The 21,366-nt window shown below is 49.6% G+C and carries 21 protein-coding genes; 7 read left to right on the top strand and 14 right to left on the bottom strand.

Annotated features, from left to right (window positions below; genetic code table 11):
• Positions 1-22: 22 nt before the first annotated feature.
• A complete protein-coding gene (locus NYE42_RS19360) occupies positions 23-853 on the top strand; it encodes an NAD(P)H-hydrate dehydratase (RefSeq protein WP_052827997.1) in 831 nt (276 codons plus the stop codon).
• A 13-nt stretch (positions 854-866) separates the two neighbouring features.
• Here the strand turns inward: NYE42_RS19360 and NYE42_RS19355 are convergent, their stop codons facing one another.
• Positions 867-2,225: a cytosine permease gene (locus NYE42_RS19355; RefSeq protein WP_352426656.1), complete on the bottom strand. Its 1,359-nt coding sequence runs from the start codon at positions 2,223-2,225 to the stop codon at positions 867-869.
• Between the two features lie 316 nt (positions 2,226-2,541).
• Between NYE42_RS19355 and NYE42_RS19350 the strand changes: the two genes are divergently transcribed.
• Positions 2,542-3,528: a choloylglycine hydrolase family protein gene (locus tag NYE42_RS19350; protein ID WP_265450962.1), complete on the top strand. Its 987-nt coding sequence runs from the start codon at positions 2,542-2,544 to the stop codon at positions 3,526-3,528.
• A gap of 38 nt (positions 3,529-3,566) precedes the next feature.
• Here NYE42_RS19350 and katX read toward each other — a convergent pair whose 3' ends face one another.
• The 13 genes from katX to NYE42_RS19285 all read right to left on the bottom strand — a co-directional run bounded on the left by katX (position 3,567) and on the right by NYE42_RS19285 (position 16,453).
• Positions 3,567-5,180, bottom strand: coding sequence for a catalase KatX (katX, locus tag NYE42_RS19345; RefSeq protein WP_144664739.1), 1,614 nt, complete (start codon positions 5,178-5,180; stop codon positions 3,567-3,569).
• Between the two features lie 77 nt (positions 5,181-5,257).
• A complete protein-coding gene (locus tag NYE42_RS19340) occupies positions 5,258-6,340 on the bottom strand; it encodes a glycosyl hydrolase (RefSeq protein ID WP_352426655.1) in 1,083 nt (360 codons plus the stop codon).
• A 19-nt stretch (positions 6,341-6,359) separates the two neighbouring features.
• On the bottom strand, positions 6,360-7,304 hold the full coding sequence (manA, locus tag NYE42_RS19335; RefSeq protein WP_352426654.1) for a mannose-6-phosphate isomerase, class I: 945 nt from the start codon (positions 7,302-7,304) through the stop codon (positions 6,360-6,362).
• Positions 7,301-8,182 (bottom strand): ROK family protein, encoded by an 882-nt coding sequence (locus tag NYE42_RS19330; RefSeq protein ID WP_352426653.1) that lies wholly within the window; start codon positions 8,180-8,182, stop codon positions 7,301-7,303. Before NYE42_RS19330 ends, manA begins: the two co-directional genes overlap by 4 nt.
• A 19-nt stretch (positions 8,183-8,201) precedes the next feature.
• The gene (locus NYE42_RS19325; RefSeq protein WP_352426652.1) at positions 8,202-9,602 is read right to left on the bottom strand and encodes a glycoside hydrolase family 1 protein; all 1,401 of its coding nucleotides are present in this window, start codon (positions 9,600-9,602) and stop codon (positions 8,202-8,204) included.
• Positions 9,603-9,631: 29 nt separating this feature from the next.
• Positions 9,632-10,951, bottom strand: coding sequence for a PTS cellobiose transporter subunit IIC (celB, locus tag NYE42_RS19320; protein ID WP_012118772.1), 1,320 nt, complete (start codon positions 10,949-10,951; stop codon positions 9,632-9,634).
• Positions 10,952-10,969: 18 nt separating this feature from the next.
• The gene (locus tag NYE42_RS19315; RefSeq protein ID WP_007407750.1) at positions 10,970-11,287 is read right to left on the bottom strand and encodes a PTS lactose/cellobiose transporter subunit IIA; all 318 of its coding nucleotides are present in this window, start codon (positions 11,285-11,287) and stop codon (positions 10,970-10,972) included.
• A gap of 14 nt (positions 11,288-11,301) precedes the next feature.
• Positions 11,302-11,613, bottom strand: coding sequence for a PTS sugar transporter subunit IIB (locus NYE42_RS19310; RefSeq protein WP_007614670.1), 312 nt, complete (start codon positions 11,611-11,613; stop codon positions 11,302-11,304).
• Between the two features lie 152 nt (positions 11,614-11,765).
• Positions 11,766-13,064, bottom strand: a complete 1,299-nt coding sequence (locus tag NYE42_RS19305) for an arsenical efflux pump membrane protein ArsB (RefSeq protein WP_015418509.1) — start codon at positions 13,062-13,064, stop codon at positions 11,766-11,768.
• Positions 13,065-13,077: 13 nt separating this feature from the next.
• Positions 13,078-13,428 carry a metalloregulator ArsR/SmtB family transcription factor gene (locus NYE42_RS19300; protein ID WP_015418508.1) on the bottom strand — a complete coding sequence of 117 codons (351 nt, stop codon included), beginning with the start codon at positions 13,426-13,428 and terminating at the stop codon, positions 13,078-13,080.
• A 102-nt stretch (positions 13,429-13,530) separates the two neighbouring features.
• A complete protein-coding gene (locus NYE42_RS19295) occupies positions 13,531-14,427 on the bottom strand; it encodes an ABC transporter substrate-binding protein (protein ID WP_007407746.1) in 897 nt (298 codons plus the stop codon).
• Positions 14,428-14,443: 16 nt separating this feature from the next.
• The gene (locus tag NYE42_RS19290) at positions 14,444-15,454 is read right to left on the bottom strand and encodes an iron ABC transporter permease (RefSeq protein ID WP_352426651.1); all 1,011 of its coding nucleotides are present in this window, start codon (positions 15,452-15,454) and stop codon (positions 14,444-14,446) included.
• Positions 15,455-16,453 (bottom strand): iron ABC transporter permease, encoded by a 999-nt coding sequence (locus tag NYE42_RS19285; protein WP_042635747.1) that lies wholly within the window; start codon positions 16,451-16,453, stop codon positions 15,455-15,457.
• 242 nt (positions 16,454-16,695) lie between these two features.
• Between NYE42_RS19285 and NYE42_RS19280 the strand changes: the two genes are divergently transcribed.
• From NYE42_RS19280 to celB (NYE42_RS19260), 5 genes are all read left to right on the top strand, one after another.
• Positions 16,696-17,286 carry a DNA-3-methyladenine glycosylase gene (locus NYE42_RS19280; RefSeq protein ID WP_052827992.1) on the top strand — a complete coding sequence of 197 codons (591 nt, stop codon included), beginning with the start codon at positions 16,696-16,698 and terminating at the stop codon, positions 17,284-17,286.
• A 60-nt stretch (positions 17,287-17,346) separates the two neighbouring features.
• Positions 17,347-17,472, top strand: coding sequence for a hypothetical protein (locus NYE42_RS19275; protein ID WP_003150859.1), 126 nt, complete (start codon positions 17,347-17,349; stop codon positions 17,470-17,472).
• A 146-nt stretch (positions 17,473-17,618) separates the two neighbouring features.
• A complete protein-coding gene (gene licR, locus NYE42_RS19270) occupies positions 17,619-19,574 on the top strand; it encodes a transcriptional regulator LicR (protein ID WP_053573932.1) in 1,956 nt (651 codons plus the stop codon).
• Between the two features lie 98 nt (positions 19,575-19,672).
• Positions 19,673-19,981, top strand: coding sequence for a PTS lichenan transporter subunit IIB (gene licB, locus NYE42_RS19265; RefSeq protein WP_003150863.1), 309 nt, complete (start codon positions 19,673-19,675; stop codon positions 19,979-19,981).
• Positions 19,982-19,996: 15 nt separating this feature from the next.
• Positions 19,997-21,355 carry a PTS cellobiose transporter subunit IIC gene (celB, locus tag NYE42_RS19260; RefSeq protein WP_015240833.1) on the top strand — a complete coding sequence of 453 codons (1,359 nt, stop codon included), beginning with the start codon at positions 19,997-19,999 and terminating at the stop codon, positions 21,353-21,355.
• The last annotated feature ends 11 nt before the right edge of the window (positions 21,356-21,366 follow it).

The following is a 21,366-nucleotide window of genomic DNA, read 5'->3' as shown; positions in this document are numbered from 1 at the left end:
AGACAGAAGAGGAGGTACAGAGATGAATATAATGGATTGGACGGAACAGGATGTGAAAGATACGCTGCCGAAACGGGAGGCAGACAGCCATAAAGGGACGTTCGGGACGGCGTTATTGCTGGCCGGCAGCGAAGACATGCCGGGAGCCGCCCTTCTGGCCGGATTGGGCGCGATGAGAAGCGGTGTCGGCAAGCTCGTCATCGGTACATCGGCAGGCGTCATCCCGCTTATCGTCCCGGTGCTGCCGGAAGCGACGTACTGGCGTGACGGCTGGAAAAAAGCCGCGGCGGGCCAGCCCGGGGAAACCATCCGGGCCGCTGCCATCGGACCGGGCCTTCCCCAAACAGACGAAGTGCAGCAGGCGGCTGATCAGCTGCTTTCTGCCGATTATCCCGTCATACTGGACGCGGGCGCCATTACGAAAAGAACCTATCCAAAGAGGAAAGCCCCCGTGATCTTGACGCCTCATCCCGGCGAATTTTCCAGAATGACAGGCCTTCCGATTCAAGAGATTCAGCAGAACAGAGCGGGATATGCCGCGGAATGGGCGGAGCGGCTTCACGCCACGATTGTCCTGAAAGGAAACGAAACCATTATCGCTTTTCCCGACGGGGAATGCCGCAGGAATACAACAGGAAACGGCGCGCTTGCAAAAGGCGGGACCGGCGACACGCTGACGGGAATGATTCTCGGCATGCTGTGCTGTCATCAAGACCCGAAGCATGCCGTATTGAACGCCGTCCGCCTTCACGGTGAATGTGCGGAGTTATGGACGAAAGAGCGCTCCGCCCATACCTTATTGGCGCACGAACTTTCTGAACTGCTGCCGCGTGTATGGAAGGAATATGAATAAAGAAAAGGCGTCTTCATAGAGAAGGCGCCTCTTGTTGTTTTACCCTTGATTTCATCAGGACATAATACAGCAGCGACGGAACGGCCAGGCCGATGACCCAGGCAATGTCGCCTCCGCCGAATATTTCAGCGAGCGGCCCGATGTAAAAGGATGTATTGATGAATGGGATTTCTAATATAATCGACAAAACGAAGGCGGCCGCTGTAATCCAATTGACCCTGCCGTATTGTCCGTTGACGTCAAACATCGATTTGACGTGGTATTTTCCGCGGCGGATAAAATAGTAATCCACGAGGTTGATCGCCGTCCATGGAATTAAGAAATAACTGATGAAAAAGATGAAATTTAAAAACAGTTCCATGAAATTGCTTTGGCCCAAGAGACTTAATACAGTACCTGCTGCCGTCACATAAAGGATCATTACCACTCTCGTTTTCGGCGTCACCTTCAGTTTTAAAAACGGCTCTAAGGTAGTCGTCGTAGACATAAAGGCTCCGTATAAATTAAAGACGTTGATCGCCATTTGCCCGAACAGGACGATGATCAGCATAATAAAGGAAAACGGACCGAACAATCGGACAATCTCATTTCCCGCATTAGCGGTAAATTCCGGGAGCGCCGTCGTCAAAATGGTGCCAAGAAGCATCATCCAGATGGAACTGACTGACGTACCTGCGTAGCTGTACCAAAAAGTATGCGATGCCGGTGTTTTGACCGGCAGATAACGGGAATAATCTGCGACATATGGTGCATATGCCAGCTGCCATGTGGCCACCGCGCTGACCGCCACTAGGAAAACAGGCAGGTCTAATGAGCCGGGCACCCAGCTTCCTGAAGGAATCGGCAGTTGAAAAATAAGAATCGTTGCAGCAAAAAAAACGGCAAAGGAGGTCCAAGAGAGGATTTTCTGCATTTTGTGAATCAGATCATGACCGTAGATCGTGAGTAAAAAACAGATGGCGCTTAAGCCGATAATACACCATGAAGCCGGAATCGGTACAAAGCTGCTCAGTGTACCGGCTGCGAGAATCGTACTGCTCGCAAAGAAGCCCAGGTAGATAAACATGACCAAAAAGAGGGGCAGAATCGCTCCGATCACGCCGAATTGCGCGCGGCTTTGAATCATTTGCGGAATTCCGAGCTGAGGTCCTTGTGCGGAATGAGACGCCATAAAGATTGCGCCGATAAAGGTTCCGATAATAATGGCGGCGATACTCCAAAAGAGATCGAGCCCCATTGTAACGGGCAGTGTGCCTGTGACTAACGTCGTAATATGCATATTCGCCCCGAACCAGACGGGGAATAAATCTTTAGCCTTTCCGTGTCTTTCGTCATGCGGAATATGTTCAATCGTTCGCCTTTCTACTTTCAATAGATAATCTCCTCCGTATGTTCTTCTTTAACATAAAGACATAGCTTAACAGATTGACCTGCCGTTTACAAATTCCAGCATGCAGGAAAAACATTGTAAAGCCTCGTTGACAGCCGTTCAAAAGTTTTTTTGAAAAACGGAACAAACACTGCCGCCAAAACGATTTGCCAGGGTTTAAAAGGCATGGATATGCTTACGGACTAATATGTATTAAGGAGAAATGTGTCAATCTTTTGACGAATGGAGCCATTATTCGTTAAGCTGGAAGAATAGTTTACTTTGTGTAAATTTCATTAATGAAAAGGGGATTGATGATATGTGTACAAGTCTTACATTGAAAACGACAGACGGTAATCACCTATTGGCGCGAACGATGGATTTTGCATTTCAGCTCGGTACGGACGTCATGCTTTACCCTCGTCAGTACAGCTGGAAAAGCGAAGCTGACGGCAGGATGCATAAGACGAAATACGCATTTATCGGCATGGGGAGAAATCTCGGCAATGTTCTGTTTGCCGATGGCGTGAATGAAAAAGGGCTGTCGTGTGCGACGCTGTATTTTCCGGGCTTTGCGGGATACGAGAAAGCGGAACGGGAGGGCACCTGTCACATCGCTCCTCATGAGTTTGTCACCTGGGCCTTATCAAACTGTGAATCTCTTGAAGACATAAAGGAAAAGCTCTCAATGCTGACGATTGTAGAGAAGAAGTTAATGTTATTGGATACGGTGCTGCCTCTTCATTGGATTTTATCAGACCGCACGGGCGGCTGCATTGTCATCGAGCCGACACCGGAGGGAATGAAAGTATATGACAACAAACCCGGAGTGATGACCAACAGTCCGGAATTTCCTTGGCATGTGACCAATCTGCGCCATTATATCGGAATCAGGCCGCAGCAGTCAGAAAGCAAAACATTGGGCGGAATGACATTAACCGCTTTCGGCCAAGGATCTGGAACGATCGGGCTTCCCGGTGATTACACGCCGCCATCCCGATTCATCAGAGCCGCTTATCTGAAAGAGCATTTAGAGTCTGCCGCTCATGAAACGGATGGCGTTACGGCCGCTTTTCACGTGCTGTCCAATGTGAATATTCCAAAAGGCGCGGTGATCACAGAGGAGAATGAAATTGATTATACGCAGTATACGTCGGTCATGTGCTGTGACACCGGGAACTACTACTTTCATCTGTACGACAACCGGCAGATTCACAAAGTAAGTTTATTCCATGAAGATCTTGACCGTCCGGAGCCGAAAGTATTTGCGGCCGCGGCGGAGCAGAATATACAGGAGCTGAATTAGCTCAAAAAAAACAGGACGCGATTGTCCTGTTTTTTTATTTAATACGGATCAGACGGATGGCTTTCCTGTTCAGCCTGTTTTGCGGCTTGTGCTGTATCAGTAGTGCCGATCGGCCCGCCGCTGTTGCTTTCGGAGGCTTTTTTCAGCCCTTCCGCCACACGTTTTCCGTAGTCCGGATCTGCTTTTGTGAAATTCTCAATCATTTGATCCTGAATGTCTTTGCGGCAGGAAGAAAGCGTATTGACCAGGTTTGTGATCAATTCGTTCCGTTCAAATTCTGAAAATCGACGGTATGTTTTTCCGGCCTGGCCGAAATTATTCGACCGGTCGATCGCTTCCCGCTTCACATCGCCTTCGACATGAGGTGTATGGTCTTTCCCATCCTGCTTTGCTTCGTTGAGTCCTCCCATAATGGACGGCTCATAGTTGACGTGCGGGTTTTGTCCTTCTGCCCGATCGACCCGATACTGCATTTGCCCGCCTTCCTGGTTGGTGGCGACATGCTTTTTCGGCGAGTTGATCGGAAGCTGCAGATAGTTTGCGCCGACGCGGTACCGCTGGGTATCTGAATAGGAGAATGTCCGCCCCTGAAGTAATTTGTCATCCGAAAAATCAAGGCCGTCCACAAGCACGCCCGTTCCGAATGAGGCTTGTTCCACCTCGGCATGGTAGTTTTCCGGGTTTTTGTTCAGAACCAATTTACCGATCGGCTTCCAAGGGAAATCGTCTTTATACCACAGCTTGGTCGGATCAAGCGGATCAAAATCCAGCTCGGGGTGTTCGTCATCAGTCATGATTTGCGCATACACTTCCCATTCAGGGTAATCGCCTTTTTCAATCGCTTCATACAAATCCTGTGTCGCATGGTTAAAGTTTTTCCCCTGAATCTCTTCCGCTTCCTTCTGTGTCAGGTTGCGGATGCCCTGTTTCGGTTCAAAGTGATATTTGACGAGCACGGCTTTTCCTTCTTCATTGACCCATTTGTAGGCATGGACGCCTGAGCCCTGCATCTGCCGGTAGTTGGCCGGGATGCCCCACGGCGAAAACAAGAAAGTGATCATATGAGTCGCTTCCGGTGATTGGGAAATGAAGTCGAAAATACGCTCGCCGTCCTGAATGTTCGTAACGGGATCAGGCTGAAATGCGTGCACAAGATCCGGGAACTTCAGCGGATCACGAATAAAAAAGATTTTCAAGTTGTTGCCGACCAGATCCCAGTTGCCGTCTTCGGTATAAAGCTTAACGGCAAAACCCCGGGGATCACGCAATGTTTCCGGGGAATGCTTTCCGTGGTTGACGGTAGAAAACCGCACAAACGCCGGAGTTTTCGTTCCTTTCTTTTGAAACACTTTCGCTCTTGTGTATTTAGAAATCTCCTCGTCTCCAAAACTTCCGTACGCCTCAAAGTATCCGTGTGCGCCGGCGCCGCGCGCGTGAACGACGCGCTCGGGAATCCGTTCGCGGTCAAAGTGGCTGATTTTCTCCAAAAAATCATAATTCTCCAATGTCGTCGGTCCTCTATTGCCGACTGTCCTGACATTCTGGTTGTCAGTGACCGGATGGCCCTGCCGGTTTGTCAGCGTGTCTTCTGACTCGCCTTTACCGGTCGTCTTACTGGAAAGCGTTTCTTCGCTGTTTTTGTTATTTTCCATTGTTGAACCCTCCTTTTTGAACGGTAACAATATGCCCAGCAGAGCCGTTTTTTAAAACCGATTTTCAAAAGAAGCGGTTATTCCGCGATCGGCGTCAAGGACCCGCCGTTCCATATTTCGCCCTTGTTCAGTGTCCAGCTGTTTTGATAAAGGCTTTGCGCGCCTTGATTGGCCGCCGGACTTAATTGTTCATCCCATGTCAAAAAGTACGTGGTCTCAGGATATTTTTGCCTGATCGCATTGATAAAAGCAGCATAATCAAAGCTTCCGATATTGCCGGACGGACCGGTTTCGGCAAAGGCAAACGTTTTTTTCAGAGACAGCATTTCATCATAGCCTGATATCGCATACGGATCAGTGAAGTAAGCGTCCAGACCGGTAATATCCACATAAGATGAGCCTGGGTAGAAGTCTGTTTTAAAGTCTCTGTTGGCATCCGGCGAATACACCCACAAAAGGTTATCCAACCCTCTTGTCTCTGTCATATAGCGGTATATCTTCTTGTAAAGCTCTTTGTACAGCGAGATTCTTTCCGTGTCTTTTTGGTTGTAGCCTGTCAGCCCCCACCAGAACCACTCGCCGTTCATTTCATGCAGCGGTCTGAACAGAACGGTGACGCCTTGATTTTTCAGCTGAGTAAGGCCGTCGGCGATTTTGCTGAGCAGCGCCTCAAGCCGTTTTCCTTCAACAGTTGAAGGGTCCAGAATGTTTTTGTACTGGCTGTTTGAGATGGCTGTTTTATAGTTTCCGGATGGAAAAGCCGGATTTGCGAGATGCAGGCTGACCTGAGGGAGGCCGCCGCTTTTCCAGTATGAGATTAAGCTGCTGTTACAGCTGTAATCGATAGAATCGGTGATATCCGCTGTTTCAAGCCATCCTCTCCCATAGTCACAGCCGTAGATGGCGGGAGACTGTCCCGTCGCGTTTTTCAAGCGGTTTTCCTCTGTCATTGAAAAAGTGACATCGCTGTACCCGCCGAACGCCCCGGACATGACCCTGTTTTCTGAACGGTTGGGCAGGTGAGCCAGCCAGTTCATGATATCTTTTGTCGTCTGCTGGGCATTTGGGTTGACGGGATAAACGGTGTGAGCCGATATCGGACTGGCGGCTCCTAAGAGTAATAAAACGATAGACAGGCAGGCTGCTAACTTTTTGAGCATATAAAAGACCTCCTGATTTTTAAGATGATGAAGGATGTGAAACGATAACCTCACAATCTCCTTCTATAACAAAATCTCCGGAATCCGCCGGCACGATAAAGTGATCGCCTTTGTGAATGGGGCATCCATCCAGTTCTCCGCGTCCGTTAATGACGCTTGCGAGTAAATACCGGCCGGGTGCGGGGAATGATGCTTTCCCGCTCACATCCCATTGATAAACTGAAAAGAAAGGTGTTTCGGCGAGTATCGTAATCAGAGCATCTCCGATCCGATGCTTTGTGCTTTTTACATTTTCATCGGTATGGGGAATGTCTGTTACGTCAATTGCTTTCTGAAGATGAAGCTCGCGTTTATTCCCGTTCCCATCCGTCCGGTCATAGTCGTAAAGCCGGTAGGTGGCATCAGAGCTTTGCTGGATTTCAAGAACGAGCGTACCTTCACATAAAGCGTGCAGTGTGCCGCTCGGGACATAGAAAAAATCGCCGGGCTTAATGGGGATGCGGCGGAGCAGGTGATCCCACTCGTTTTGTTCAATGAGCCGAACGAAGCCTTCTCTCGTTTGGGCGCGATGCCCTAAAATGAGCTCCGCGTCTTTTTTGCAGTCCAACACGTACCAGCATTCCGTTTTTCCGAGTTCTCCGTTTTCATGCCGATGTGCATATGCATCATCCGGATGAACCTGTACGGATAAGTCCATATTTGCGTCAAGAATTTTTGTGAGCAGGGGAAAAGCGTCTTCTTTCGGATGTCCGAACAGGTCAGGGTGTTCACTCCAGAGACGCTGTAATGATGTTCCGGAAAAAGGCCCGTTCCGCACAATGGATGTGCCGTGCGGATGAGCTGAAATCGCCCAGCACTCTCCCGTCCGCTCAGAAGGAATCTCATACCCGAATGTATCGCGCAGCTTCGTCCCGCCCCATAATCTTTCTTTAAAAACCGGTTCCAAAAATAAGAGTTTCGTCATTTTTCCGCCTCCCGGTTTGCCGCTTCTAAGGCCTGCTCCGCCAATACGAGCGAACCGGCCGCGCCGGAGTGAATCCCTAATTGAGGGGGAACGATATATTTTTCAATATCGGGCAGATCAATATATTGATTCAGCCGCTTTTTCACGTGCTGACGGATAGAAGAGAACAGCTGATGCTGCTTCATGACGCCCCCGCCGAGAATGATCTTTTCCGGCGAAAGTATGAGAATATACTGCACAAGCGCTTCGGCAATATAATAGCCCTCAAGCTCCCACACTTCCTGCTGATCCGTGAGCAGAAATGCTTTTTTCCCCCAGCGTTTCTCAATGGCGGGGCCTGCCGCAAGGCCTTCCAGACAATCTGTATGGTAAGGACAATTGCCTTTGTAGCCGTCGTCCGGATGTCTTCTGACATAAATGTGGCCCATTTCAGGATGAGACAGCCCTTGAACAAATCTGCCGTTCATGATGGCGCCCGCGCCGATGCCTGTGCCGACCGTCAAATAGAGGCAGCTTTCCGCGTTTTTGGCCGCGCCGAAAGAAGCTTCTCCAAGCGCCGCCGCATTAACGTCGGTGGTGAAGCCTGCGGGAATATCCAGAGCGCTTTTGATCGTTTGAAGAATAGGGCAGTTCTGCCAGGCTGTCTTTGGCGTCGCGGTGATGCACCCGTATGTTTGACTGTCGGGACGGATATCAATCGGTCCGAACGACCCGATGCCGATGGCTTCTATCGGGAAATCTTTAAAGTAACGGATCACCTGTCTGAGTGTGTCATCCGGTTCTCCCGTCGGAAACTCCGCTCTGTCCAGAATGGTGCCGTCTCTTTGTCCGGCGGCACAGACAAATTTCGTGCCGCCGGCTTCAATACCTCCAAGCATGGCCGTCCCTCCTCATCTGTTAAAATCCGTTTTGATCGGAAACGGCTTTGAACCAGCGGCCGCTTTTTTTGACGGTCCGTTCGCCCCCGTTTTCCAGATTGACAGATACAAAGCCGTAGCGGTTTTTATAAGCATTTGTCCAAGACCAGTTGTCCATGAAAGTCCACAGGTGATAGCCTTTTACATTTGAACCTTCTCCGATGGCCCGATGCACCCATTTGAGATGTTCCTGGATAAATTCAATCCTGTAATCATCCTGAATGATGCCGTTTTCATCGCGGAAGCGTTCCTCGCCTTCTACTCCCATGCCGTTCTCAGAAATAAAACACTCGATATTTCCGTAATGTTCTCTGAGATTGGTAAGAATGTCGTAGATTCCTTTTTCGTAAATTTCCCACCCGCGGTGAGGGTTCATTTTCCGGCCGGGCATGACATACGGATCGAAGAAACGCTCAGGCAGGAAAGGGGCATGCGGATTCGGAACATGTTCTTTTGCCTTGACGCGCCTAGGCTGGTAGTAGTTCACGCCTAAGAGGTCAACCGTATGCTCCTGAATGAGGCGGAGATCTTCTTTCTCATAACGCGGCAGAAAGCCTTCCGCCTTGAGAATCTCGACAAGCTCCTCAGGAAATTCGCCCTTTACGGCCGGATCTAAAAATGAACGGTTGAAAAAGGCGTCGGCAATCCGGGACGCTTTGACATCTTCAGGATGTGAGCTTCTCGGATAAGAAGGCGTCAAATTCAGAATGATTCCGATTTGTCCGTCCTGTTTCAATTCTCTGTAGGCTTTGACAGCCCTTGCATTCGACAGCAGGGTATGGAAACCGGCCTGCACTGCTTCTTGAAAATTAACGTGATTCGGGTAGTGAAAGTCGTATAAGTAGCCGCCTTCAATCGGCACAATCGGCTCGTTGTGAGTGAACCATTTTTTCACCTTGTCACCGAATAGCGAAAAGCAGGTTTCGGCGTAATGTTCAAACGCGTCAACGGTGTTCCGGCTGACCCAGCCCCCCTTACGCTGAAGGGCGAGCGGCATGTCAAAGTGAAACAAATTGACAAACGGCTCAATGCGATGGGCAAGCATTTCATCGATGACGTCCTGATAAAACGCGACCGCTTTCTGATTGACCTCGCCAGTTCCGCCCGGAATCAATCTTGACCAGGAAATAGACAGCCGGAAGGAGTTATGGCCGATTTCTTTCATCAGCCGGATATCCTCCTTGTATTGATCGTAAAAACGTGACGTGTCGCCGGGGCCGACGCCGTTAAAAAAACGGCTCGGCTCTTTTTCATACCAGTAATCCCATATGTTTTGGCTTTTTCCGTCTCTGTCAGCGGCGCCTTCTGTTTGGGTGGCGGAGGCGGAAGACCCCCACCAGAATCCTTCCGGAAAACGATATTGAATATTTGATTCAGTCAATTGATTTCTCTCCCTTACTGCGATTTTGATTACATACTCATGCTGTCATCCCGGGCATGCTGCTCGGTCTCAGCTTCTTTTTCCTTTGCCATGTTTAATTTGTCCAGCGCTTTAAGAAACGGGAACCAGATGACAAACACAATACAGAGGTTGACCAGCTGCATAATGCCGCCCATGACGGAATTGGTCGCCATAATCCCGTTAATGAAAAGGGGGACGGTCCAAGGCACGGTCACGCCGGTAGGAGGGGGCACGATCCCCGCCGACATGGCCAGGTAGGTGACAAGGGTGACAACCATCGGCGCGATGACCCACGGAATGATAATGATCGGGTTCATCACGATCGGCAAACCGAAAATAACCGGCTCATTGACGTTGAAGATGCCCGGCGCGAGACCGAGTTTGGATATCTGTTTCATCTGTTTGCTTTTCATAAAAAGCAAGATGGCGATCACTATGGCCAATGTCATTCCGGTTCCGCCCATTCCGACGGTGTAAATCTCCATAAACGGCTTAGAAATAATATGGGGAATCTCTTTTCCCGCTGTATACGCAGCTAAATTTTCGACCTGTAATGTATTCCAAATCGGGTCCATCACGGAATTGATAATGATTTGTCCGTGAAGTCCGAAAAACCATAAAATCTGAATAAAGAAAACAGCGATTAATGTAGGAATGATGCCGCTTCCAAGTCCGACAAGCGGGGCTTGAACCGTATGATAAATGACATCATGCAGATTGGTGTGAAAGATCTGGGTGACAGCCGCATTGATCAAGAGGAAGACGGTAAGCGTGATAAAAGCCGGAATCAATGCGGCGAACGATTTAGCAACAGCCGGAGGAACACCGGCAGGCATCTTAATCGTTAAGTTTCTCTGAACGATTCTTCTGTAGATTTCACCTGACAAAAATGCGGTCATCATGCCGAGAAACATCCCTTTTGCTCCAAGCCGGTCAACCGGAATGACGCCTGCGACCGCTTTGCCCGTTTCCGGCTCTAAAACGAACGGGGTGAGCAGCAGAAAAGAAACCAATGCGATCGCTCCGCCGAATACGGCCTCCACTTCGTAGCTTTTGGAAAGGTAATAGCCGATCCCGAAGACGACAAAAATGGACATAATCCCCATCGTCGCCGTCGAAGCGCCGCCAAATCCGGATTGAAAGACAGACAGGGCGGAGCTGCTCATGATTTTGTTTAAAAACGGCAGGTTCGTCAGCACGACGAACACCGAACCGAAAATGGTCAGCGGAAACGCCAGCATAAAAGCATCCCGTAAGACTTGCAAGTAGCGGTTATTGTTTAATTTGCCCGCGATCGGAACAAGGAATTGGCTGATTTTCTCAAACACGTCTTCACCCCCGGCTTTTTATAAATTCTTTGATTGAAATAAGTCGAGCATTTCTTTGACGAGCTCTTTCATTGAAAGCGCTGACATTAAGTGGTCTTCAGCATGCATAAAAAGCAGAGAGACATCCGTTTTGGCGCCGCCGGCTTCTTTTTGAATCATCTGAAAATGGATGTCGTGCGCTTTCCCCAGTTCTTCTTCAGCCTTTGTCAGAAAGGTGTCTGACTCATCTGTCCGGCCGTCTTTATATGCGCGTATCGATTGAATAATATTGCTGCGGGCATTGCCGCTGTGAAGAATCAGCTGAAAACTGATCTGTTCATCCGTGTACGTTTCCATGCTTATCGCCTCCTTTATTTGTTCTCAATCAAGGCAACGGCCTGTTCGTATGCTTTTTTGCCATCTCCCATGCCGTATGCCATCATATCAATCACATCAACGGTGATGTGAAGCGGGTCCGCCTCTTTCTGAAGCTCACCTTTTAAAAAACTCATCTGCGGGCCGATCAGTACGACGTCTGCATCTTTCATCGCTTCTTTTGCTTTATCCTGTCCGACTGCCCAAATCTCGGCTTCCTCACCGATGGAGCGGGCGTAATTCTGCATTTTCGTAACAAGAAGGCTGGTGGACATGCCTGAGCTGCAGGCTAATAAAATTCTTTTCATGAGGAATCCCTTCTTTCATAAAGTTAAACCGTTTTCATGAACATTATAATCCTTTGAAATTAAATGTCTATACTTTTAAAATATAAAGTTTTACTTTTCGGATTTTTGACACAAAAAAACCTTTTAAGATTCAACTTAAAAGGTTTTTCATCTCAAGCGAGCCATAACAGCCATAAATAAAGTCCGATCAGGGTGATGAATAACGTCGGAATGGTTAATATCAGACCTGTCTTGAAATACATTCCCCAGGAAATTTTCACGTTTTTCCGGCTCAGCACGTGGAGCCATAACAACGTCGCCAGCGACCCGATCGGCGTGATCTTCGGCCCGAGGTCCGAACCGATAACATTCGCGTAAATCAATGCTTCTCTCATCAGCCCGTGAGTGTCCGTTCCGCTGATGGCTATGGCGTCAATCATCACCGTCGGCAGGTTATTCATAACGGAGGAGAGGATCGCCGCGATAAACCCCATTCCGAGTGTGCCCGCAAACAAACCGTGATCCGCCGCTTTCTGTATAAGCTGAGAAAGAAGATCCGTCAGTCCGGCATTCCGCAAGCCGTACACGACAACATACATGCCGACAGAAAAAAACACGATGGCCCACGGGGCGTCCTTGATGACTTGTTTCGCAGGGACGGCGGGGCTTCGCTGCGCCAGAATGAGAAAAATGACCGCGATGGAGCCGGCAACGAAGGAAACGGGTATCGACAGCAGTTCGCTGACGAAATATCCGATCAATAAAACGGCCAGCACAGCCCACGATAACCGGAAAAGGCGTTCATCCTTAATCGCGGATGCCGGATGTTTCACAAGACCGGTGTCATACCGTTTCGGAATGTTTTTTCTGAAATAGAGATACAGCACCAAAATGCTTGCCGCCAGAGAAAAAAGGTTGGGCACCAGCATGCGTGATGCATATTCAATGTATCCGATATGAAAGTAATCGGCGGATACAATATTGACCAAATTGCTTACAACGAGCGGAAGCGAGGTGGTGTCGGCGATGAATCCTCCGGCGATAATAAAAGGAAAAACCAGCTTTTCAGGTAAATTCAAAGCCCGCACCATCGCCAGTACGATCGGGGTCAAAATGAGCGCCGCTCCGTCATTGGCAAACAGGGCGGAGACAACAGCCCCTAAGACCGACACATAGAGAAACATCCGCAGCCCGCTGCCCTTGGCCGCCATGGCCATATGCAGCGCGGCCCACTCAAAAAAACCGATACTGTCAAGAATCAATGAAATGATAATAATGGCGATAAAGGCAAGTGTCGCATTCCAGACGATTCCCGTCACTTCCGCGATATCGTGCAGGCTGACTGCTCCGGCGATCAAAGCGAGGACCGCTCCGCCGCAGGCAGACCAGCCGATTGATATATGTTTCGGCTGCCATATGACAAACACAAGTGTCAGCACAAAAATCAGCGCTGATAAAACCGCAACTCCCAAGAATATATCCCCCTTACCGGCATGTAACAGTGACTTCTTTTTGCCGCAATGTCTGTAAAACTTCGTCCTTTTCATCTATCTGCTGCAGAATCGAGCAAACCAGCGCGTATTCCGGACCGGACGGATGAATGGCATAGTACCGCCACTGGCCCTCGCGTCTTTCCTGCACAAGGCCGGCGTTCTTTAATTTCCTCAAGTGCTGGCTGATGCCGGGCTGACTTATATGAAAAATAGCTGTCAGCTCGCAGACACAATATTCCTTATCCTTCAGAAGCTTCAGCATCAAAAGCCTCGTCGGGTCGCTTAGAAGTTTGAGGCACTGGCTGATCCCTTCGGAACTTAAAGCATGATGCCTCCGTTCCATGCGCTCACTCCTTTTTTACACTATTATATAAGCAGATGTTTATATAAGTAAACGACAATATAAAAAAGCCGGCCTTGCACTTTTTGCAAAACCGGCTCGTGTTTATTTTTGGAACAGTTTTTTCGCTTCATCCATTGCTAATTTATTTCCCAGTGCTGAATAATCAAGCCAAGGCTGATCGGCAATTTTATAGACGTGGTTTGCTTTCACGGCCTTCAGCCCTTTCCATACAGCGCTTTTTTGCAATTCTTTATAGGCTTGCTGTGATTTGTCGTCTCTGTTAACGACGACGAAAATCGCATCTGCGTTGTAATCAGGCAGCACTTCTTGAGAAATGACTTCATAAGGACGGGAGGTGTTCATTTCTTTAATGCCGTCAGCCGGTTTCAGCTTCAGATCGTCAAACAGAATCGGTCCCATCGGACGGCGTGTGCTGAAGACGCGAAGCTCTTTTGCGTTCACGCGGATCGCCATGACTTTGGCGTTTTTCCCTAATTCCTTATTCATCATGGATCTGACTTGTTTTGTTTCATCTTCGTAATCTTGAATAAATGTTTTCGCTTCTTTTTCACGGTTGACGATTTTTCCGATATCTTTTAGATGATCGCGCCATGTGCCTTTATCAAGGTCGAAAACGTGTGTGTTTCCGATTTTCTTGTATTTTGACACATCTTTTCCCGCAAATTCTTTATCAAGATAAATGTTGTCTGGATTCAGCTCAAGTAAAGCTTCCATATCCGGGTCTGAGGCAGGTCCGAGTTTTTTCGTGTCTTTCAGCTGATTTTTCACATGAGGGAGAAAATCTTTTAATTCTCCGCCCACGACGGAACCGGCAGGTGTAACGCCGAGAGCCAGCAGATCATTTGTCAGGTGAATGGACATCGAAGCGATTTTATGATCGCCGGATTTCTTTTTTGACTCCGGCTGTGTTGAATCGGATTGGCAGGCAGCCAATAAGAAAATACACATGAAACTGACGAGCGCAATTATTTTTTTCATGGGAATACTCCTTGTTTTATGATTTGATTTTCATGACGAGATAGAGAAAATACGGCGCGCCGATGGCTGCCGCAACCACGCCGGCCGGAATGGCGTTCGGCTGAAACAAAGACCGGCCGATGGTGTCTGCCGCGACAAGAATGACGAGTCCGATTAATCCCGCAATCGGGATAATATGCTGATGCATGGTGCCGACGAGCCGTCTTGCCAAGTGAGGGGCGGCAAAGCCGATAAAGCCGATTCCCCCGGCCATCGCGACGCTCGCGCAGGACAAGCCGACCGCTATGGCGATCAGCATGATCCTTTTTCTCTGCACGTGTGCGCCGAGCCCCGCGGCTGCCTGGTCACCGAGCATTAAAATATTCAAAGAGCGGGCGTTCAGCCATGCAAGCGGTGCGAGAATGCCGATCCAGGGCAATAGCGACCACACGTGAATCCAATCCCTGCCCCAGACGTTTCCCACCAGCCAGCGGGAAGCGAATGTATAAGTTTCTTCATTCAGGCGCAGCGACATAAACAATGTAACGGCGCTGAAGCCCGCGGAAACGGCGATCCCGACTAACAGCATGCGGATCGTTAAAAAACCGTTCAGCCTGTCGTACGTAAGCACTACGATCAGCAGGGCGGCGAGTGTTCCGCCCGCAAACGTAAACAGCGGGATGAACATCGACGCCTGCGCCTCCAGGGAATGAAAGAACGTGATATACATCATCAAACCGAAGGAAGCGCCGGCATGCAGTCCGAGAATGCCCGGATCGGCAAGCGGATTTCGGGATACACCCTGCAAAATAGCGCCCGACACTCCTAAACCGATGCCGGCCAGCATCGTCACCAGAATCCGGGGAAGCCGGTAATCGAATAAAACGGTTGTGCTTTGAAACGTGCCGTATCCGAACAGCGTTTTTCCCACCGTGAGAGGAGAAAGCCGGAATGAGCCCGTATGCAGCCCGATCAGAATAATGCAAACGGCGATGACCAGCAGAATGATTCCTGCCGCCGCTTTTTTTGTTTCTTTCTGCACTTTCATTTATAAGTCTCTCCCTTCCTTGCGGGCAATATAAAGAAAGAAAGGGACACCGACAAGTGCGACCATGATGCCTATCGCCAATTCTCTCGGGGGACTGACCGTGCGTGAGGCCAGGTCAGCCAAAATCAATAGAATCGCGCCGAGTAACGCGGACATCGGAATAATCAGCCTGTACGTAACGCCGACGATCTTTCGCGCGATATGGGGAATGACCAGCCCGACGAAGCCGATCGCGCCGGCAGCGGAAACAGACACACCGGCAAGAACGACGGCGATCATTAATCCGGCGGCACGCGTCAGAGCCGTGTTCACCCCTAAATTCGCCGCCACGTCATTTCCCATTGAGAGAAGGGTGACGGACCGGCCCATGAATGTCGCGAGAATGATGAAGACCGCAATCACGGGAACAAGGACTTGTAGATGAGCCCACTTGATCCCTGACACCCCGCCGGCGTACCAGAAGGCCAAATCCTGGCTTAAATCGTAATAAATCGCCACACCGGTACTGAGTGAATGTAAAAGAGCGGCCACGACCGCCCCGGCAAGCGTCACTTTTAAAGGTGTCATGCTGCCTTTTCCCGCCGCACTGATAAAGAAAATCAAGCCGGTGCTTGCCAATGCTCCCAAAAATGACATCACCATCAGCAGGGCGTATGACAAATGAGGGAAAAAAGCAAAACTGAGCGCAACAACAAACATGGCGCCCGCGTTTACGCCTAAGACACCCGAATCGGCAAGCGGGTTTCTCGTGACACCCTGCATGAGGGCGCCGGCTGCGGCAAAAGCGGCTCCTGTAACGGCCGCCCCGAGCACCCTCGGAAGACGCAATTCATGAATGATCTGCTGGCCTGTTATATTCGGATTGTAATCAGCAACAGCCGACCAAACCGTATGTAAAGTAATGTCTTTCGCGCCGAATGAGACGGCGAAAAAAATAGATACAAGCAGCCCGATCACCGCGATCAGGAAGAAAACCCCGTTTTTTAAGATGCTGATCAGACGGTTTGCGGACGTGACAGAATCGCTCAAAAATCAATTCACCTACTTTTATGATCATTATCCGGTATTTATTGAATATGAGAATCATTTTCATTTGAACCATCACATTATACCGAGCCGATTTTCAAAACGCAATAGAGCGTTCAACAATGATGTCCTTTTTTTCTCTCATGTTTATATTGTAAAAAAGAAGTGAAAAACGTGAAAGAGGAAATCGCTATATTCAGAAAGGAGGGAGGCAAATGGCGGGAGAACAAAAGCCTTTGCCGATTGAATTTTACCAGAGACCGTCAGTGGAGCTTGCCCCTTTATTGCTCGGCTGTCTATTGGTGAAGGAGACGGATGAGGGAACGGCTTCAGGTTTTATCGTGGAAACGGAAGCTTATATGGGAGCGGAAGACCGGGCGGCGCACAGCTTCGGCAACCGGCGCACGAAACGGACGGAAATTATGTTCCATGAGGCGGGCCGCATTTATACATACGTCATGCACACTCATACATTAATGAACGTCGTCGCCGCGGACATCGGCATTCCGCAGGCCGTGTTAATCAGGGCGGCGGAGCCTCATGAAGGACAGTTCCTGATGGAGAGCAGGAGACCGGGCAGACCCCCGAGAGAGTGGACAAACGGCCCGGGAAAACTGACGAAGGCGATGGGCATTTCAATGAACGACTACGGCGGCATGATCACGGAACCGCCGCTGTATATTACGGAGGGCTTTACGCCTGAGCATATATCAACAGGCCCGAGAATCGGGATTGACAACAGCGGAGAAGCCCGGGATTATCCGTGGCGCTATTGGGTGACAGGGAACCGGTATGTCTCACGCTGACCATGTTTATAAACGCTGATAACAGGGGAAAGACAAGGTAAAAGAAAGGGGATTCAGACATTGAAAAAATTTTTCAAAACGATTATCAAATGGGCGCCCGTCATCTATCCGATCATCAGAAAAATCATAAAAGAACGGAAGGCATCTAAGCGGAACCGCATGTCCGCATCCCGAACAGCCGGCTGATCCGGCTGTTTTTTTACGGGCTTGGCATCGGATTGCCGCATTGACTTGAAATCCTCCCCATTATAGAATTTACATACATTTACCCCTTCCTCATTCTTTTTGCCCATTTTTCACGTCTGCATCTGATCTGATAGGAGGTTTTTCTCATGCTTCATGGGCGGCTTCGTGAACTTCTGCGCTTGCTTTTAGCTGCTGAAACACCGGTTACAAGCTCAGTCATCGCTGCAAATGTAAAGGTAACGACGCGGACGGTCCGCAATGACATAAAGGAACTGCAAACCATTGTAGAAAAACACGGCGCATCCATTCAATCTGTCAGAGGGAGCGGCTATAAGCTGCTGATCCGGAATGAGCAGCCGTTTAAAAACTGGCTTCAGGACAATTTCCAGCAGAACAGCACCGTGCCGATTTTTCCCGATGAACGGATAGATTACCTTATGAAAAGAATGCTTCTGGCCGACGGCTACCTCAAGCTGGATGACTTGGCGGAAGAACTGTTCATCAGTAAATCCACACTTCAATCTGATTTAAAAGAAGTCAAAAAACGGCTCCGCCCCTATGACATCATTTTGGAAACAAGGCCGAACTACGGCTTTAAGCTGCGCGGCGAAGAGCTCCGCCTCCGTTATTGTATGGCGGAATACTTAGTGGACGACCGCGAGCCTGAGCCTGATCTCCTGAGTGAAAAGGCCGGTATTCTGCCGAAAGACGACATTCATGTGATCCGCACAGCCATTATGAAGCAGGTTCGAAACCATAAGATCCCGCTTTCTTTCTTCGGCCTGAACAATCTCATCATCCATATCGCCATTGCCTGCAAACGAATCCGGACAGAAAACTATGTATCTCTCATTCCGGAAGATCTTCATGATATTAAGCTTGAAACAGAATATCAGTCAGCGGAAGCCATCGTAAAAGAGCTTGAATCGGCGCTTTCGGTCACCTTTCCCGAACAGGAAACCGCCTATATCGCCATTCACCTGCTCGGGACAAAGCGCATGACCCAGTCACAATTGGAAGGAAAAGAGCTTACAAGGCTGATAGACGGGGAAACCAGCCGTTTGACGGAGGCCATGATTGAAGCCATTGAGCGGGAGCTGAAGCTTGGAATCACGGACGACAATGAGCTGAAAGCGGGTCTTGCGCTCCACATCAAGCCGGCGATTAACCGAAACCGGTACGGAATGAACCTGAGAAACCCGATGCTCTCCGCCATAAAGGAAAATTATCCGCTCGCATTTGAAGCGGGAGTGATTGCGGGAATCGTGATCAAGGAGCAAACCGGCATTGATATTCATGAGAATGAGATCGGATATTTGGCGCTTCATTTCGGAGCCGCCATTGAAAGGAGAAAGACGGAACGGCCGCCTAAGCGCTGCTTGATTGTCTGTGCGTCCGGCGCCGGCAGCGCGCAGCTTTTAAGAGAAAAGCTCCGTTCCCGGTTCGCAAAGCGTCTTGAAATCGTCGGAACTGCTGATTACTGCAGCCTTGACCAGCTTTCCTTTGAGTCGATTGATTTTGTGGTCAGCACAGTGCCGATCAAAAAAGATCTGCCCGTTCCCGTGTTGAAGGTTCATACGCTGTTGGGCGGCGGGGATTTTACAAAAATCGACGCCATGCTGGAAGAAAAGCGGGAACAATTGAACTTTCTGAAACCGGAGCTGGTATTTTTGCAGCAGGATCTGGAGACGAAGGAGGACGTCATCCGTTTTCTCGGACAGCAGGTTGCTGAAGCCGGCCTCGCTTCTGATTCTCTGACCGATTCTATTTTTGAAAGGGAAGCGATTTCTCCTACGAGTTTCGGCAATCTTACGGCGATTCCGCACCCGCTCGTTCCGCAGACAGACACGACGTTTTGGGCGGTATGCACGCTGAAGAAGCCGATTGACTGGGCGGATAAGCGTGTCCAATTTGTCTGCCTGCTCTGCGTCGAGAAAGAAAGCAAAGCCGACCTCCAGCATATGTACAAATGGCTCGGCGGGATGTTAGATGATCCGGCCGCGGTAAGCCGTCTCTTAAAATGCACAGCCTATCAGGAGGTTTTACGAGTATTCAGAGACAAACGATCAGAGAAAGACCGGGATACACCTTTTTTCCGTTAACAGCGGAAAAAGCCTGAGTAGTTATGAAAGCGATTTCATAATATGATGGTACTAACATCGAGACATACAAAATATCAAACTTTCAGGAGGTCTTTTACATGAATATATTACTCGTTTGTGCAGCAGGGATGTCAACAAGCTTACTCGTCACCAAGATGGAAAAAAGCGCACAGGAACAAGGAAAAGAATATAAAATCTGGGCGGTGTCAGGCGATTCAGTCAACCAGCATATTGATAAAGCGGACGTATTGCTGCTTGGGCCTCAAGTCCGTTATTTGCTTCCGCAGCTGAAAAAATTGGGTGAATCAAAAGGAGTGCCGGTTGAAGTCATCAATACCGTCCATTACGGCACATGCAACGGAGCGGAGGTTCTGAAATCAGCGGAACAGCTCGGAAACGCATCGTAGAAAGGGGCGGGCCGTGTGAATAAGGTGAACCAGTTTTTAGAAGAGAAAGTCATGCCCATTGCCGGAAAAATTGCCTCCCAGCGGCATCTGCAAGCATTGCGTGACGGGATCATCCTCACCATGCCGCTTATCATCATCGGTTCGTTTTTTCTGATCATCGGCAACCTGCCGATTCCGGGATATGCGGATTTCATGGCAAAAACGTTCGGAAGCGCCTGGTCTCAAAAACTGCAATATCCGGTTGATGCGACCTTTGAAATCATGGGTCTTGTCGCCGCTTTCGGAATCGCCTACCGCCTGGCCGAAAAATACGGGGTGGATGCATTATCGGCCGGTGCGATATCTTTGGCGGCGTTTCTCTTGGCAACGCCGTACAAAGTTCCGTTTCTGCCTTCCGGCGCCAAAGAGGAAATCATGGTCGGCGGCGGCATCCCGCTGTCTCTCATGGGAAGCAAAGGGCTGTTTGTCGCGATGATCATCGCCATGCTGTCGACGGAAATTTACCGCCTGATCATCCAGCGGAATTTCGTCTTCAAAATGCCGGACGGCGTGCCTCCTGCGGTCAGCAAATCGTTTATCGCTTTAATTCCCGGCTTTGCCGTCATCTTTCTGATCTGGGGCGCGCGTTTAATTGTCGAAGCGACACCGTTTGAAAGCCTTCATAACATTGTAAGCGTTGTACTGGGTACACCGCTCTCGATTCTTGGGGGAAGTCTCGGCGGAAGCCTGATAGCCGAAGCGGTTCAAATGCTCTTGTGGGCGTGCGGATTACACGGGGCGAACATAGTCGGCGGCGTCATGGCGCCGATCTGGTTCGGAGCGATGGATGCCAACCGGATTGCGTTTCAGGCGGGCGATGCGCTTCCGAATATTTTCACCCAGCAGTTTTTTGAAATCTGGATCAACATCGGCGGAAGCGGCGCGACACTGGCGCTCGTGGTCACCATGTTTCTCCGTTCGCGAAGCAAGCAGATGAAGCAGCTTGGGAAACTCGCCATCGGGCCGGCCGTCTTTAATATTAATGAGCCGATTATTTTCGGAATGCCGATCGTCATGAACCCGATGCTTCTCATTCCGTTCATTATCACACCGCTTGTCACACTGGTCCTTACCTATATCGGCATGAGCACTGGCCTCGTCGCCAAACCTGCCGGCATTGCCGTCCCATGGACGATGCCGCCGATTTTCTCCGGCTATCTTGCCACGGGCGGAAAAATATCAGGGGCTGTCATGCAGGCGATTAACATCATCACAGCCTTTATCGTGTACTATCCGTTCTTCAGAATGTGGGATTCGCAAAAGCTGAAAGAAGAAAACGAACTTGAACAATCGCAGGCGCCAGCCGTACAGGGAGACGAAAAAGCCGTGCTGTAGAGAAAGGGAGT

This window comes from Bacillus sp. FSL K6-2865, from assembly GCF_040311405.1.
Lineage (GTDB): Bacteria > Bacillota > Bacilli > Bacillales > Bacillaceae > Bacillus > Bacillus velezensis.
This window is presented reverse-complemented; position numbering and strand designations above follow the sequence as displayed.